Annotated in this window: 17 protein-coding genes; 13 read left to right on the plus strand and 4 right to left on the minus strand. The window is 56.1% G+C overall.

Going from position 1 to position 15042, the window contains the following annotated elements; all coding sequences use genetic code 11:
- Nucleotides 1–22 precede the first annotated feature (22 nt).
- Entirely contained in the window at nucleotides 23–274 is a 252-nt protein-coding gene (locus WD071_RS12660; RefSeq protein ID WP_368048745.1) for a BolA family protein, read from the minus strand.
- A gap of 93 nt (nucleotides 275–367) precedes the next feature.
- Nucleotides 368–973 (minus strand): phospholipid-binding protein MlaC, encoded by a 606-nt coding sequence (locus tag WD071_RS12665; protein WP_368048746.1) that lies wholly within the window; start codon nucleotides 971–973, stop codon nucleotides 368–370.
- 229 nt (nucleotides 974–1202) lie between these two features.
- Between WD071_RS12665 and WD071_RS12670 the strand changes: the two genes are divergently transcribed.
- From WD071_RS12670 to yjgA, 11 genes are all read left to right on the plus strand, one after another.
- Nucleotides 1203–2153, plus strand: coding sequence for a calcium/sodium antiporter (locus WD071_RS12670; RefSeq protein WP_368048747.1), 951 nt, complete (start codon nucleotides 1203–1205; stop codon nucleotides 2151–2153).
- Nucleotides 2154–2173: 20 nt separating this feature from the next.
- Nucleotides 2174–3148, plus strand: coding sequence for an SIS domain-containing protein (locus WD071_RS12675; RefSeq protein WP_368048748.1), 975 nt, complete (start codon nucleotides 2174–2176; stop codon nucleotides 3146–3148).
- 74 nt (nucleotides 3149–3222) lie between these two features.
- Complete coding sequence (locus WD071_RS12680) at nucleotides 3223–3768, plus strand: KdsC family phosphatase (protein WP_368048749.1); 546 nt, start codon at nucleotides 3223–3225, stop codon at nucleotides 3766–3768.
- A 30-nt stretch (nucleotides 3769–3798) separates the two neighbouring features.
- A complete protein-coding gene (lptC, locus tag WD071_RS12685) occupies nucleotides 3799–4386 on the plus strand; it encodes an LPS export ABC transporter periplasmic protein LptC (protein WP_368048750.1) in 588 nt (195 codons plus the stop codon).
- Entirely contained in the window at nucleotides 4373–5020 is a 648-nt protein-coding gene (locus WD071_RS12690; RefSeq protein WP_368048751.1) for an LptA/OstA family protein, read from the plus strand. Before lptC ends, WD071_RS12690 begins: the two co-directional genes overlap by 14 nt.
- Entirely contained in the window at nucleotides 5020–5745 is a 726-nt protein-coding gene (gene lptB, locus WD071_RS12695; protein WP_368048752.1) for an LPS export ABC transporter ATP-binding protein, read from the plus strand. Before WD071_RS12690 ends, lptB begins: the two co-directional genes overlap by 1 nt.
- 254 nt (nucleotides 5746–5999) lie before the next feature.
- Nucleotides 6000–7550, plus strand: a complete 1551-nt coding sequence (locus WD071_RS12700) for an RNA polymerase factor sigma-54 (RefSeq protein ID WP_368048753.1) — start codon at nucleotides 6000–6002, stop codon at nucleotides 7548–7550.
- An 80-nt stretch (nucleotides 7551–7630) separates the two neighbouring features.
- On the plus strand, nucleotides 7631–8098 hold the full coding sequence (gene ptsN, locus WD071_RS12705; protein WP_368048754.1) for a PTS IIA-like nitrogen regulatory protein PtsN: 468 nt from the start codon (nucleotides 7631–7633) through the stop codon (nucleotides 8096–8098).
- A gap of 81 nt (nucleotides 8099–8179) precedes the next feature.
- On the plus strand, nucleotides 8180–9058 hold the full coding sequence (gene rapZ / locus WD071_RS12710; protein ID WP_368048755.1) for an RNase adapter RapZ: 879 nt from the start codon (nucleotides 8180–8182) through the stop codon (nucleotides 9056–9058).
- On the plus strand, nucleotides 9055–9321 hold the full coding sequence (locus WD071_RS12715) for an HPr family phosphocarrier protein (protein WP_368048756.1): 267 nt from the start codon (nucleotides 9055–9057) through the stop codon (nucleotides 9319–9321). The genes rapZ and WD071_RS12715 overlap by 4 nt, the downstream gene beginning before the upstream one ends.
- A 9-nt stretch (nucleotides 9322–9330) precedes the next feature.
- Entirely contained in the window at nucleotides 9331–9906 is a 576-nt protein-coding gene (gene yjgA, locus WD071_RS12720) for a ribosome biogenesis factor YjgA (protein WP_368048757.1), read from the plus strand.
- Between the two features lie 34 nt (nucleotides 9907–9940).
- On the opposite strand, the gene WD071_RS12725 is transcribed toward yjgA, so the two are convergent.
- Both WD071_RS12725 and WD071_RS12730 read right to left on the minus strand, forming a co-directional pair.
- Nucleotides 9941–12169, minus strand: coding sequence for a prolyl oligopeptidase family serine peptidase (locus WD071_RS12725; RefSeq protein WP_368048758.1), 2229 nt, complete (start codon nucleotides 12167–12169; stop codon nucleotides 9941–9943).
- A 20-nt stretch (nucleotides 12170–12189) separates the two neighbouring features.
- Entirely contained in the window at nucleotides 12190–13068 is an 879-nt protein-coding gene (locus WD071_RS12730; protein WP_368048868.1) for a LysR family transcriptional regulator, read from the minus strand.
- A 142-nt stretch (nucleotides 13069–13210) separates the two neighbouring features.
- On the opposite strand from WD071_RS12730, the gene WD071_RS12735 reads away from it, so the two are divergent.
- Together WD071_RS12735 and WD071_RS12740 are read left to right on the plus strand one after the other, a co-directional pair.
- Complete coding sequence (locus WD071_RS12735) at nucleotides 13211–13906, plus strand: histidine phosphatase family protein (protein WP_368048759.1); 696 nt, start codon at nucleotides 13211–13213, stop codon at nucleotides 13904–13906.
- A 37-nt stretch (nucleotides 13907–13943) separates the two neighbouring features.
- Complete coding sequence (locus WD071_RS12740; protein ID WP_368048760.1) at nucleotides 13944–14984, plus strand: phosphotransferase family protein; 1041 nt, start codon at nucleotides 13944–13946, stop codon at nucleotides 14982–14984.
- Nucleotides 14985–15042 lie beyond the last annotated feature (58 nt).

Raw genomic sequence — 15042 nt, forward strand, 5'->3', positions numbered from 1 at the left:
GCTCAAGAAAAAGGTTCAGGAGTCAGGCCGTAGCAGATTCTTCAGGCGTTGTTAACTGCATGGAGACGGCGTGCACCGCGCCAGAGCGTATGTGCGCGTTCAGGTGCTGATAAACCAGCTGCTGTCGCTTGACGGCATTCAGACCGGCAAACGTTTCCCCCACCATGGCAAGCTGAAATTTGCCACCGCCCCCTTCAACGCGCACGTTACAGTCCGGAAAGCTGGTCTTGAGCAGCTCTTCCAACGCCTGTGCATCTACATTCAAATCCGTCATCCAGCTTTCTCCAGCATCATTTTCCAGCAACTTGCTCTAACCGCTAATTCTCGCCAACCGTCACTCTCGTCAACCGTCACTCTAGTAAACTGCTTATTGCCAGGCTTCGATCACAGCATCAATGTCATTGTTATGGCGAGCCATCAGCGCCGCAAACTGGGTGTGGTACTGGCGGCGCAAGTTGATGCCACCCACATACAGGTTGCGCAGCTTCCACTCTCTGTTTTCATTCAGAAACAGGGCATACTGCAACTCAATCCGGGTGCCGTCGGACACAATCTGCATGCGCACATTGGTCGGTGCCTCCGGGTCTTCCGGCGGATTCCGTGGCGGCATGTAATTCAGTTCCTGACCACCGTACTCGACCAGTGCAGAGCCGTAAAACCGCGTCAGGGTTGCCCGCAGCTTCTCACCAAAGGCTTCTATCTGTTCGTCCGTGGCATCTTCAGAAAAGCGCGCCATGACACCGGTCGCGACCTGACTGAAATCTACAAAGCGCCCCACTTCTTCCTGGATGCCGGCATAGTACCGCTCCTGGTCTGACTCGAAATAAGGACGCAGCTCTTCGACGCGCTTCAATAACTGCGTGATTGACTGTTCCGCAGCCTCAACCGCAGACAGCGTCGGCGCTTGCGCCGCAGCCAATGGCATGAATAACAGAGCAAAACCCAGAACAAGCAATTTATTAATAAATTTCATATAGTTAAAACTCCAATCAAGCCCGACTGCCGAGTGATGCCATGACAGACTGATATTAACGACGGATGCATTTAAATGAGAATAACGGTAGCATCTGCCGATCACCCGGGACACTGTTGCAGTGTACCTCAATTAGCGCGGCCGATAAATTACTACTTGCAAGCCAGAACAATCATCCGTCTAATGAGCGACCCGCAATGAGCCTGAACCTGATCTTGTGCTGGACCTTATGCTGTTAGACGTCTTTATTATCTGCCTGGGCTTTGCCGGCCTTATCTGGGGTGCGGACAAATTTGTGTTCGGCGCTTCCGCATTTGCCCGAAACCTTGGGATTTCGCCACTGGTTATCGGCCTGACCATCGTTGCCTTTGGCACATCGGCGCCCGAGATTTTCTCATCGGCCGCTTCCGCGCTGGCCGGTGAACCTGAGCTGGCTATCGGCAACGCAGTCGGTTCCAATATTTTCAATCTCGGCGTGGCACTGGGCGTTGCCGTTGTCATCAAACCCATCACGCCACCCAAGTCATTGTCCCGAAAAGAGATACCAGCCCTTTTGCTGGTGAGCGCGGTCTGCGGTCTGTTGCTGGCCAATCTCTACCTCGGCGTACTCGACAGCGTGATTCTGATCGGCATCATTGCCTATTTCATCTACTATCTGTTTAGCCGCAAAGCCGCTGGCCTGGAAGAGGACGACACCGAACTGCCAGACCAGATGAGCACGTTGCGGGCCGGCGGTTACCTTTTACTGGGCCTGGCGCTGCTGATCATTGGCGCCGAAGCACTGGTGGGCGGCGCGATTTCAATCGCTGGGACGCTGGGCGTGTCATCCGGCATTATCGGATTGACATTGGTCGCCCTGGGTACCAGCCTGCCAGAGCTGGCGGCCACCGTCACCTGCGCACTGCGGGGACACCATGAACTGGCCATCGGCAACATCATTGGCTCCAACATCATGAATATTCTGGTGGTATTGCCCTTCCCCGGCCTGCTGGCAGCCGGCAGTTTCCACAGCGACCTGTTCTACCGCGACTACACCGCAATGATGATCATGACTTTGCTACTGGCGGCCATCTGCTACCTGGCTATCCGCCGCGGCAAACAGATCGGACGCCTCAGTGGTATCGCATTTCTACTGCTTTATGCCGGCTGGTTCGGCATAATGTACTACCAGATCCATTAGCCAGACGGACGCCAGAGAACATGGAACAAAGGCAGTCACTGATCAACAGTGCCTTGCGCACTATTCGCATTGAGCATCAGGCCATTGGCGCGCTGGCCGAACGTATCGATGACACCTTCGTTCGTGCCTGTCAGCTGATGCTGGCCTGTGACGGGCGGATAGTGGTGACCGGCATGGGCAAATCGGGCCATATTGCACGCAAGATTGCGGCCACCCTGTCCAGCACCGGCAGCCCGGCCATGTTTGTGCACCCCGCCGAAGCCAGCCATGGCGACCTGGGCATGATAACCGCAAAAGATGTGGTGCTCGCCCTGTCCAATTCCGGCACGACAGAGGAGCTCATCAATATTCTGCCCCTGTTCAAGCGCAAAGGTGTGCCTTTCATTACCATGACCGGCAACCCGGATTCCGTCCTGGCGCTCAGCGCCGATGTCAATCTGGACACCCGGGTCGACGAGGAAGCCTGCCCGCTGGGACAGGCTCCGACCTCAAGCACCACGGCCACACTGGTCATGGGCGATGCCCTCGCCATGGCGTTGCTGGAAGCCAAAGGGTTTACCCAGGAAGATTTTGCCTTTTCCCATCCCGGTGGTCGCCTGGGTCGGCGGCTGCTGCTTAAAGTCGCTGATATCATGCATGGCGGCGATGCCATACCGCGGGTACAGGAAAATACCCTGTTGAAAGATGCGCTTTATGAGATCAGCAGTAAAGGCCTGGGCATGACCACGGTTGTCGACGACAATGGGCAGTTGGCCGGCGTGTTCACCGATGGCGATCTGCGCCGGGCCCTGGATGCTGGCCGGGATATCCTGAAAACACGAATGCAGGATGTCATGTCGCGCAACAGCAAAACCGTCAAGGCGCAAGCCCTGGCGACCGAGGCAGCAAAATTGATGGAGGATAACCGGGTGTACACGCTGGTCGTGACTGACGATGAATTGCGCATGAACGGTATTATTCGCATGCACGATCTGCTGCAAGCCAACGTTATCTGAATATCGACTTAGCGGGCCGTTAGCCCGACGACCCCATTGCAACCACGTCAACATTGCCACCGGAGCCCCAGCCGATGAAATACTATGACACCGCCGACGAGGTTCTGAAGCGCGCCGAAACCATCACTCTGCTGTTGCTGGATGTTGACGGCGTGCTGACCACCGGCCAGTTGTTCTACGGCGAACACGGTGAAGTCATGAAAGCCTTCAATACGCTGGACGGCCAGGGCATTAAACTGCTGCAGCAAAACGGCATTCATGTCGGCATTATCAGTGGTCGTAAATCAGCCGCGCTGGAGAGACGCGCTGCCGCCCTGGGCATAAACCTGATTGCCCAGGGCCGGGAAGACAAGTCCAACGCACTGGATGAGCTGCTGCAGACATACCCATGCCCACTGGATCAGATAGCCTACGTTGGTGACGATTTACCCGACCTGCTGGTGATGCGCCGCATCGGTTTGCCCATCGCGGTCCCCAATGCTCACGAAAGCGTCCACCATTGCGCCGCACTGTGCACCACCCGCGCGGGCGGCGAGGGTGCGGTGCGCGATGTGGCAGACTTTCTGTTGCGCGCGCAGAGCAAGTACGAACAGGCTGTTGCGACGTTTTATGAAAGCTGACAACAGCATTGACAAGATCCCGAGGCGAACATGAAGCGCTTGAAATATCGATGGTTATTGGCATTGATCCCGGCAATCCTGATTGCCTGGCTGCTGACTGAGCGCACCGGGGTGTCCCCGATTGAGGACAATGAGATTGATGTGCTCAGTCCGGAAGCCAGCTTCGATGGCTTTGGGCGTGGCATCCGCAGCGTCATCTATGACGAGAACGGACTGATGGCCTACACACTGTCTGCCAGCGAACAACGACTGTTCCCGGGTCAGGTGACAGAGCTCACGGAACCGGTGATGCAAATGTTCGAAGGCAGCCGGGAACGCTGGAATATTTCCGCCGCTTCAGGCAGAATTCGGGCCACAAGCGGAGGAGACATCCTGGAATTGAATTTGACCGATGCTGTTCAGATCCTGCATCGCAGTGAAGAGAACAGCAATGTTCGCCTGACCAGTGACCGGCTCACAGTAGAACCTCCCACACAAACCATGTTTACTGACGCCCGGGTCACAGTCACCGGCAACGGCCTGGAACAGACGTCCCAGGGTATGCGCGCCGACCTCAGCGCGGACACCATCACATTTTTATCTGACATACAGGGCCGGTATTATCGTGTTGACAATTAAAGGTTCCAACACTGTGTTGCGCACTGCTGCGCTGCTGATAGTTTTTATCGGCACCAGCGCGCCGCTCTGCGCCCAACCCGTCCTTGAATCCACAGACCAGGAAGTTGCCAATACCAGCGTCGCCAATACTGTCGCGCAGGAAGACAGCAATGAAGTTCTGAATGCCTCCGCCGATGGCCCGGGCAGCATAGAATCGTCAGGTAACACACGCATCACGACCCTGAGAGACAATGTTCGATTCCAACAGGGTCTGATCAGTATTTTCGGCGACACTGCACGCCTGGAACAAGACATCGAAACCGGCGATCTGATCAAGGTCACTGTTGAGGGACAACCGGCACGTTTTGTGCGCGCCGCGCAGGCGGACGTTGAGGAAATTAACGGCGACAGCGACTCAATTGTTTATTATAACGAATCCATGGAAAGCGGCCTGATGTCGGTTGTCGAGTTCATAGGCGACGCCCGTTTCAATCGCGGGCGCACGGCATTGCAGTGCTCGCAGATCAAACATGTCGTGGAATCGGGGGCCACCGACTCTCCCGGCCCCTGCAACGCCGTACTGGCCCCGACACCGCAAGCGAACGGCGCACAACAGGCAGAAGAAGTACCGACAACGGACACCAACCCTAACTGATGGATACTCTGGCAGCCAGACACCTGGCCAAATCATACAAGGGCCGCCAAGTGGTTCGCGACGTGTCCATTAGCGTCAACAGCGGCCAGATTGTAGGCCTGCTCGGCCCCAACGGCGCCGGCAAGACCACCTGCTTCTACATGATTGTAGGGCTGGTCAAGGCTGACGCCGGCAATATTCAATTGAATGATACCGAGCTTTCCGGCCTGCCGATTTATTCGCGTGCCCGCCTGGGCGTTGGTTACCTGCCACAAGACTCATCGATTTTTCGCAATCTCAGTGTTGAAGACAATATCATGGCGATCCTGCAGACCCGCAAGGATCTCGACGCCGCCCAGCGCCTGGAAAAAATGGAGAGCCTGCTTCAGGAGTTCCATATCACCCACATACGCCACAACAAGGGTATGAGCCTGTCCGGCGGTGAACGCAGGCGCACCGAGATCGCGCGCGCACTGGCCAATGATCCACGCTTCATCTTGCTGGATGAGCCCTTTGCCGGTGTCGATCCGATCTCTGTCAGTGATATCAAATCCATCATCGAACACTTGAAAACGCGCGGCATTGGTGTTCTGCTGACTGATCACAACGTCAGGGAAACGCTGGATATCTGTGAGAAAGCCTATATCGTGAGCGAAGGGGGCATCATTGCCGAAGGCAGTGCCGAACAGATACTGGCCAATCAAAAAGTGCGTGACGTCTACCTTGGCGAAAAATTCCGTATTTGACCGTGCGCAGCCTGCGGCCTGGCTGCCAGGTTCACGACATAGCATAAATTTTCCCTGGTAAAAATATTGCAAAATTCATCACAGATCGGCATGATGCTTGCTTGACGCGCGCAGAGCGGCAACAGGCCACGAAGAGCCATCATGCCTCAATAACGCCCGACAAGAGCCCAAAAGGGCCTGCGAGCGCGACCAACACAATATCTGTTATCAACGAGCAACTGTTATCAACGAGCAACAACGATGTATCTGATGCCATGAAAATTTCGCTACAGCTAAAGCTTGGTCAACAGCTGACCATGACTCCCCAGCTGCAGCAGGCAATCCGGCTCCTGCAGCTATCCACTCTGGATTTACAACAAGAAATTCATCAGGCTCTGGAATCCAACCCCATGCTGGAGGTGGATGAATCCCATGACACCGACGGCAATGACACCAGCTACGATAACGGCGACAGCGAATCGAACAGCCAGTCTGAGGGTGGCAAAGAACAGGACAGCAGCGGAAAAGATGAGGTTCGTGACACCTTTGCCGAACAGTCTTCTTCCGACGCGTCCTACGAGGCCAGCGGCGACGAATCGCATTGGGAAGACAACATCCCGGAACAACTGACAGTTGACACCAATTGGGATGATATTTATCAGAACAGCTACACGAGTGGTAGCCCGGCCCCCGATAACGACGACTTCGAATCCCGCGACACAGCGTCAGAATCATTGCAGGATCACTTGCTCTGGCAACTGAACCTGACCACCATGTCGGACACTGACCGACTTATCGCCATGGCTATCATCGACGCCGTGGACGCCAACGGGCAGCTGTCCGCCAGCCTTGAATCGATCCAGGAAGGGCTGCAGGAGCACCTGGACATAGAAGAGGATGAAGTCCTGGCCGTGTTGCATCGGGTGCAGCACTTTGATCCGGTTGGTGTAGCCGCACGGGATCTGTCCGAATGCCTGCTGATACAGCTTAACCAGATTCCGGACATCCTGGTTACCGATGCCGTGCGTCATGCCCGTATCCTGGTTAAAGACCACCTGTCACTGCTGGGCAATCGCGACTACGCTCAGGTCATGCGTCTGACTCGTCTGAAAGAGCCCGAGTTGCGCGACGCAATCGCCATCATAGAGAAACTGGATCCGCGCCCGGGCGCCGATGTTGCCCCATCCACTGCCACCTACATCGTACCGGATGTGTTTGTCAGCAAAGACCCTCGCAGCGGCCGCTGGCGTGTCGAACTCAACCCTGAGACGGCGCCCAAGCTGCGCATCAACGCGGATTACGCAGCACTGGTCAAACGCTCGGAAAACAGCACCGATAACAACTACCTGCGCGACAACCTGCAGGAAGCTCGCTGGTTTCTGAAAAGCCTGCAAAGCCGCAACGAGACGCTGCTGAAGGTTGCCAGCCGGATTGTCGAGCATCAGCAGGGCTTTCTGGAAAAAGGCGAGGAAGCCATGAAACCGCTGGTATTGCACGATATCGCGGAAGCCGTCGAGATGCACGAATCAACGATATCCCGGGTCACCACGCAGAAGTACATGCACACACCGCGCGGAATCTTCGAATTAAAGTATTTCTTTTCCAGCCACGTCAGCACCGCTGGCGGGGGCGAATGTTCGTCAACCGCCATTCGCGCCCTGATCAGGAAGCTGGTGGTGGCGGAGAACCCCCGCAAGCCGTTGAGCGACAGTAAAATCACGCAGTTGCTGGAAGACCAGGGTATCAACGTTGCCCGGCGAACAATTGCGAAATACCGGGAATCCCTGTCCATTCCGCCTTCCAACGAACGAAAAAGGCTTGTCTAGCCCCGGACTGAGCGTTGATGCATTGCCAGCGGCAGACCAAGGTTCTAGAATGGCAACCATCGGAAGACTAGGAAAACCTGATGCAACTGAGCAAAATCCTGAGCCCTGAACGCACCGTCTGTGATATGCCGGGCGTCAGCAAAAAACGCTTTCTCACGACCGTCAGTGAGCATATCGCGGGCAGCGCCAGCAGCCTGTCGGCAGACGCTATCTACAACGCATTGCTGGCGCGCGAACAACTGGGCAGCACCGGCATAGGCAATGGCATAGCAATACCTCACTGTCGCGTACAGGAATGCACCCGGATTATAGGCACACTGGTCAAACTGGATGAGGGCATCGACTTTGATGCCATTGACTCACAGCAGGTAGACCTGTTGTTTGTGCTGATTGTGCCGGCGGAGGAAACTGATGAGCATTTGCGTGTCCTGAGCGGGCTGGCGCGACTGTTCCATCAGGAAGCGTTTTGCCAGGCCTTGCGTGATGCCAAAAACAACAGTGAGCTTTACCAGACCGCGATACGGTTCAGCGAGCAGCCGCAAGACTGACCGCTGACGCCTGCCGGTACGATCAGCAGCGTGACATACACCCAAACTCAACCCAGATCCAAATGAGACAGGCGACCAATTGTGAGACTCCTGATCGTTAGCGGCCGCTCCGGTTCCGGCAAAAGCACCGCGCTAAACATGCTGGAAGATCATGGCTATTATTGTATCGACAATTTGCCGGCGAGCCTGTTGCCGGCTTTTGTCAGTCGGATATCGAGCGAAACCGTTGCCCTGCCCAGGGTAGCGGTCAGTATTGACGCGCGCAATTTACCTGATGATCTTAAAAAAGTACCGCAGATAATTGGCGAACTTCAGGTTTCGAAAATTGACACTGAAATCATTTTTCTGGATGCCAACAGCCCGACCCTGATCAAGCGTTTCAGTGAAAGCAGACGCAAACACCCCCTGACCACAGAGAGTATCGGCTTGCGTGAAGCCATCAATAAAGAGCGCGACATGCTCGAACCTATTGCTGCTCTGGCAGGCCTGTCTATCGACACCAGTACCATGTCGGTTCACGAACTACGCGCCACCGTCCGTGCGCGGGTAGTGGAGAAAAAAGACAGTTCACTGGCCCTGATGTTTGAATCATTCGGATTCAAGAACGGCGTACCGATAGATGCTGATTTCGTATTCGACGCACGCAGCCTGCCAAATCCATACTGGGAACCGGCATTGCGACCGCTGAACGGACTGGACGAACCAGTCAGACAATATCTGTCAGCGCAGGATGACGTCACGGCCATGCAAGATGATATATTTCAGTTTCTGGAAAAGTGGCTGCCGCGAATCGAACGCAGCAATCGCAGCTACCTCACGGTGGCCATTGGCTGCACTGGCGGACAACATCGGTCAGTCTATTTGTGTGAACAGTTAAAACAGGCTTTCTCGGGCCGAATCAGCAATCTGCAGGTCATGCACCGGGAGCTCGCGCGCAAGGAGGCTTCCCGAAAATCATGATCGAATCCACTATTACCATCTGCAACAAGGCGGGCTTGCATGCCCGCGCCGCTGCGCGCCTGGTCGCAGTTGCGTCACAATTCAGCAGCAGCGTTCGTATTGGCACCGAAAAGCTGGTTGATGGCAAAAGCATCCTGTCCCTGATGATGCTGGCTGCAGGCAAAGGCACGGTGCTCAACATTGTTGTTGACGGCGGCGATGAAACAGATGCCTTGCAGGCAATTCAGGCACTGGTTGACAACCGTTTTGATGAAAACGAATAAGGCACTGACATGAAAGAAACTCCAACGTTGCGGTTTGATATGGACGATGTGTCCGGACATGACGACAACACAGACGGCGGCGAAGAGAGCAAGACTCAACGCAAAAAGCGGATGACCGAGCTCCAGAAAATGGGCGAAGACCTGCTGAGCCTGAACAAAAAGCAACTGGAACAGATTGATGTACCCGAACCATTGTTGGGTGCGTTGCGCGAGTACCAGCGCCTGCCCAACCGCAACGAAGCAAAACGGCGCCAACTGCAGTTTATCGGCAAACTGATGCGCGGCAGCGATCACGAAAGCATTCGCGCAGCCCTGGAAAAATTGCGCACACCGGACCGGCAGGAGATCCGCCGCGGTCAGGATATAGAACAATGGGGTGAGCGTCTGCTCAGCGGCAGCGAGGACGACATTCAGGCCTTTGTTGAAACCTGGCCCAGTGCCGAGCGTCAGACCTTGCGGCAATTGCTGCGTCGTTACAGTCAGGTAGCGACAACTGCTGTCGACGCTGAAGAGGAAAGAAGCAGCGAAGCGGCAAAAATCCAGCGCCGGCGTCTGCTCGACTATATCAAGACCTGCATAGACTGAGACACCAACCAGACCCCGATCCTGTACCCACCGCTTATTCGGACGGCAACTGCTTTCTAAATCGACTATTCAGAAACGACCAGCGCAGCGCATAGTCATCAATCAGCGCATTGACCGTGCCGTCGGCATCGTGGCCCTGCCCTGGCGCAATATACAGCAGCGTTGCCGGTGCATCCTGGTCCCGCGTTAAATTCTGCACAGCCTGCGCATATTTGAAGCTGTGCGCCGGCGCCACAACCGGATCAACAGCCCGGGTTATCAGCAGCGTGGGTGGATGGCGAGATGGTGGATGACGAGACGGTGAATGCACAGCCGGATTCTGATCACCCGTCAACAACCGCTGATACGGCGACGACACCGACCCTTGATACTCTTCCCGCCAGAACTGCGCGCCACCAAGCGCGTGGAGCCTGGCTAAATCGAACACGGCGGCCTCCGTCACCAGCGCAGAAAATTTCTCCGGCGCCCGGTGGACAGCCTCTGCGGCCAGTAAACCACCGTGGCTGCGACCACTGATCGCCAGGTTGCCACCGTCAGTCAGCCACTTATCGCGCAAGCAGTGCACAACTGCCAGTACGTCGGCAATACTATTATATCGTTGCTCGCCACTGCCATCATCATGCCAGCGCTTTCCGTAGTCCCCGCCCCCGCGCGGCCCGGCCACAGCATAGGCGCCACCATTGGCCATCCATGTCAGGCGACTGATCGAAAACGCCGTTTCCATCGGCACGCCAAATCCGCCATAAACCTCCAGCAACAGATTTTCTGTTTTATCGTCAAGCGAACTCTGCGGACCGGCCAGCCAGACCGGAACACTGATACCTTTGTCGGATACCACCTTCAGCAGCCTGGCCTCAAAGTCAGCCGGTTTTATTCCAGGCTCATCCTGGCTCAGGACGATTCTTGTTGTGTTCCTTATATCCAGAAGTTCACTGCGTGGCGGCGTCAGAATGCCGCTGAATGTCAGCAGCAGGCGATGCTCGTCCAGGGCGCGCATGGCATCAATCCTGATCGGTGCCGGCAGGTCCGGCACACCAGCTGCTTGCACAGGACGACCGTCCAGATCGACCATACGCAGTGTCGAACTGCCATGCACCAGGTACTCCAGTACCAGAGTCCGCCCCAACACCCGTGCCGACAACAGAGGCGCATCCGTTTCTGCGACCAGCGTTTGTGACTGCTGCCCGTCGGCCAATATGATGGCGCCGGTACCGCGCCCAGCGCGGGCAAGAAATGCATGACGGCCACGGACAACACCCACGTATTGCGCACGATCGATATCATCGCGATAGTCGCGAGCAAAGGATAACCACCGGGCAGAAGCCAGATTCCCTGGCGCCGACTTGTCCAGCTGCAACACACGCCAGCCAAATAAAAGACTCCGGGAGGATGCCGCTTCAGGGACTGCTGCCACGGCCGCGAGCAAGGCATAACCGGGTGAATCATCGTCCGGTCCGGGACCCGCCCCGTCATCAACAAGGTGTAGCTGTTCGATCGGGCGCCCGGCAATTTCAATGTGGACCAGCTCAGGCTGCGCCGCACCCGGTTGGTAGGAATACACCCGCGCCTGCCAGGCGCCATTGCCATCGCCAGTCGTTGGCACAGAGACCGTAAAGAACAGCTTGTCATCACTATCGGCCCAGATCAAATGCTCCGCTGGCAAGTACCATCCCTCATGGGACACGCCTGCAGATATCGGCGCAGGCGAAGAGGATGTTAATGACTGAACGTACCAGCGGCGGTCCGTGGCACCGACCGCGGAGATATGGTTTATCTGGTAAGCCAGCCACCCGCCATCAGGGCTGATTGCGATGTCTCCGGGTCGGGTGCCGTCAACAAACACCTCTGCCCCTATCAACAATCGCGCGCTGGCACCGGGCGTCTCACCACTGCGGGCACGGTCGCCAATGAAGTCGGCATACGGCTGCTGATAGAGGCTGTAGTGATCGGCGAGCCCCGGATTGTAGTAGAAAAAAACCTGATCGTTTTTTATGTCCACTACCTGCCACTTGGGGTGATCCCAGGCGGCGTGCAATTGCTCCCGGGTTGTCTGGTAATGCGTCTGCTGACGGCGCCAGTTGCGGGTCGCTGCCATCTGTTGCGTCAACCACGCGCTTACCCGCGGACTGGTTACCGGCGATTCAAGCCAGATATAGGGGTCTGTCGAAGTGACAGTGGTTTGCCTGCAGGCTGACAGCAGTATCAGGGCCAGCAGACCGCAGACAGTTAGTAAGCGCATACCCGCAAAAGCAACTCGCGCCATGATTGGCACCCCGAATCTGATCAGAACAGCGCCAGCAGGCTTTCCCGCAACCAGCGATGCGAAGGATCACTGTCAGACTGGCGGTGCCAGTACAAATGCAGATCCAGCGGCGGCACCTCAAACGGCAACGGCCGCAACGTCAGCTTGTACTGGGATGCCAGAAATCTCGGCACAGTCAACACCTGATCCGTGCCACTGACGACCTCGGCCGCTACGCGGTAGTGCTGGACCCGCAACTGAATCCTGCGTTCTGCCTGATGTTTGAGCAGCGCCATATCAACCTGCCCCAGGCCTTTACGGCGACTGGACACATGAATATGGCGCAGGTTCAGATAGGCCTCCAGGGTCAGTTCCTGATCGGCTAGCGGATGGCCAGGACGCATGGCACAGACGTAATGATCGCTGATCAGTGACTGATGAGATACCTGAGTATCTTCAATCAGCGGCACATCAATGGCAAAGTCCAGCTCGCCGCGCGACAGATGCCGGACCAGTTCATGACGCTTGGTGTAGTAGCTCTGCAGCATCAGATGCGGCGCATTAATCTCGAAAAAAGGAAACAGGCGCGGCAGAATCACCGCTTCGGCAAGATCGGTCATGCTGAAGTGGTAGGTTCGGTCTGCCGATGCCGGGTTGAACTCTTCGCGCTCCAGTACACTGGCATTGAGCAGGCCCAGCGCTGCCGAGACATTCTGCGCGATACCATCGGCCACGGGGGTTGGCAACATGCCTTTGGAAGTGCGAACAAACAACTCATCATTGAACACACGCCGCAAACGCGACAGCGCATTGCTCACCGCAGGTTGCGTTATCGCCAGTGACTTTGCCGCCTGGGTCAGGTTACGCTCGGTGTAAATGGTGTCGAAGACCAGAAAAAGATTAAGATCGATTTTTTTCAGAACGGCCCACCTCTTGCCTGTTTCGCCAATTATTTTGCAGGGCTATGCTTACAAGCCGCATTCGTCTTCCATGTCCTATTCGTTTGATGAATAATAGCCAAATTCGCAAATAATTAAAATCAATAACCAGGGTTTTTATTGTATGAGTCAGCTCTACCTTGTGCGCCATGGCCAGGCTTCCTTTGGCGCCGCCAATTATGACCAGCTGTCACCGCTGGGCTACCAGCAGGCACAATGGCTTGGAGAACACTTTAAAGAACTGGGCATTCACTTCGACCGGGTTATCACCGGTAGTCTTTCGCGGCAACAGCAGACCGCACAAGCCATTCTTGCCGGCAATGGTCAGCAGCTGCCATTGCATGTCGAGACCGGTTTAAACGAATTCGATTTCCACGGCCTGGCTGAAATCTATTGCAAATTCAGCGACATCCCGCTGCCTGGTACCGCCAACGGCGGCCGCGATTTTTTCCAGATGCTACGCAAAGCCATGATTGCCTGGTCGCGCGGAGAGTTGCATGCGGTAGACCAGACCGCTGACAGCCCGGGTATCGAAACCTGGGATCAGTTTCATGACCGTGTTCACCACGCCATGCAGAGCCTCATCGCCCGGGAACAGGACGAAACCGTGCTTGCCGTCAGTTCAGGCGGCGCCATGGCCATGGCCTTGAGCCAGGTACTCAGCTGTGGTGTAGACACGCTGATAAATCTGAACATGCAAACCCGCAACACAGGTGTGCACCACCTGATCTACAACCAGCGCGGGTTCCAACTGGCCGGATTTAACGCACTGGCGCACTTACAACGGCCCGGGCGCCTGAACGCACTGAGCTACACCTGAGGTCAATCAACAATAAACCTGCGAGTATACGCCGACTATGTCAACGCATCAGACAAACAAAAATACCGACATAACCAATGCTGACCTGCATCAGTGGCTGGAACAGACATTGCCGGATTACACCGGGCACTTTAACCTGCAAAAATTCGCATCGGGTCAGTCCAACCCAAGTTTCCTGCTCGACATTGGCTACAATAAATACGTGCTGCGACGAAAACCGGCAGGCGAGCTCCTCGCCTCCGCTCATGCGGTGGACCGGGAATTCCGGTTGATCAGCGCCCTGCAGCATACCGACGTCGCCGTGCCGACACCCATAGCCCTGTGCGAAGACAACAACGTCATTGGCAGCATGTTCTACCTGATGAGCTTTGAGGACGGTGACATTCTGTGGGATCCCGCACTACCGGAAGTGCCGGCCGGCACTCGCCCGGCCTATTATCGGGCGTTGGTTGAGTCACTGGCCAGGTTGCACCAGGTCGACTACCAGGCACATGGCCTGGCTGATTTCGGTCGCCCGGGCAATTATTACGAGCGCCAATTGTCGCGCTGGATCAAGCAATACCGGGCGTCGGCTACGTCGGAATTGCCGCAGATGGACGCACTGATAGACTGGCTTGAGCAGCACCTGCCTGACGATGATGGTGAATGCAGCATCATTCATGGTGACTACCGGCTGGATAACGTTATTTTTCATCACGGCGAGGCCAGGATTCGCGCAATACTCGACTGGGAGCTGGCGACGCTGGGCCATCCCATGGCCGACCTGGCCTACTATTGCATGGCCCTGCGTCTCCCGCGCGCAGGAGAAATGCAGGGCCTGCAGGGCGAGGACCTGGCAGCACTGAATATCCCCGACGAAGCAGCCATTATCGAGCAATACTGCACTATCCGTGGAATAGAAGAACCCGCACACTGGACCTTCTATCTCGCGTTCAGTTTTTTCCGCCTCGCCGCTATCCTGCAAGGCGTTTACAAACGCGGACTGGATGGCAACGCTTCCAGTGACAAAGCGCTGCGTATGGGGCAATTGGTGGCGCCCCTGGCAGCGCAGGGGCTGGACACAACACGGGAGCAATAACATCTGGCGGGGAAGTGGCCAGACCCGCTATGCACCTTCTTTGTTTAGTGCTACCATC

The organism is Pseudohongiella sp. (assembly GCF_040877505.1).
Taxonomy (GTDB): Bacteria; Pseudomonadota; Gammaproteobacteria; order Pseudomonadales; family Pseudohongiellaceae; genus Pseudohongiella.

Coding starts and splice junctions, on each gene's coding strand:
- WD071_RS12675 (WP_368048748.1), top strand. CDS start 2,174: ATGGAACAAAGGCAGTCACTGATCAACAGTGCCTTGCGCACTATTCGC.
- ptsN (WP_368048754.1), top strand. CDS start 7,631: ATGCAACTGAGCAAAATCCTGAGCCCTGAACGCACCGTCTGTGATATG.
- yjgA (WP_368048757.1), top strand. CDS start 9,331: ATGAAAGAAACTCCAACGTTGCGGTTTGATATGGACGATGTGTCCGGA.
- WD071_RS12680 (WP_368048749.1), top strand. CDS start 3,223: ATGAAATACTATGACACCGCCGACGAGGTTCTGAAGCGCGCCGAAACC.
- WD071_RS12660 (WP_368048745.1), bottom strand. CDS start 274: ATGACGGATTTGAATGTAGATGCACAGGCGTTGGAAGAGCTGCTCAAG.
- WD071_RS12715 (WP_368048756.1), top strand. CDS start 9,055: ATGATCGAATCCACTATTACCATCTGCAACAAGGCGGGCTTGCATGCC.
- WD071_RS12740 (WP_368048760.1), top strand. CDS start 13,944: ATGTCAACGCATCAGACAAACAAAAATACCGACATAACCAATGCTGAC.
- WD071_RS12670 (WP_368048747.1), top strand. CDS start 1,203: ATGCTGTTAGACGTCTTTATTATCTGCCTGGGCTTTGCCGGCCTTATC.
- lptB (WP_368048752.1), top strand. CDS start 5,020: ATGGATACTCTGGCAGCCAGACACCTGGCCAAATCATACAAGGGCCGC.
- WD071_RS12700 (WP_368048753.1), top strand. CDS start 6,000: ATGAAAATTTCGCTACAGCTAAAGCTTGGTCAACAGCTGACCATGACT.
- WD071_RS12665 (WP_368048746.1), bottom strand. CDS start 973: ATGAAATTTATTAATAAATTGCTTGTTCTGGGTTTTGCTCTGTTATTC.
- WD071_RS12735 (WP_368048759.1), top strand. CDS start 13,211: ATGAGTCAGCTCTACCTTGTGCGCCATGGCCAGGCTTCCTTTGGCGCC.
- WD071_RS12725 (WP_368048758.1), bottom strand. CDS start 12,169: ATGGCGCGAGTTGCTTTTGCGGGTATGCGCTTACTAACTGTCTGCGGT.
- lptC (WP_368048750.1), top strand. CDS start 3,799: ATGAAGCGCTTGAAATATCGATGGTTATTGGCATTGATCCCGGCAATC.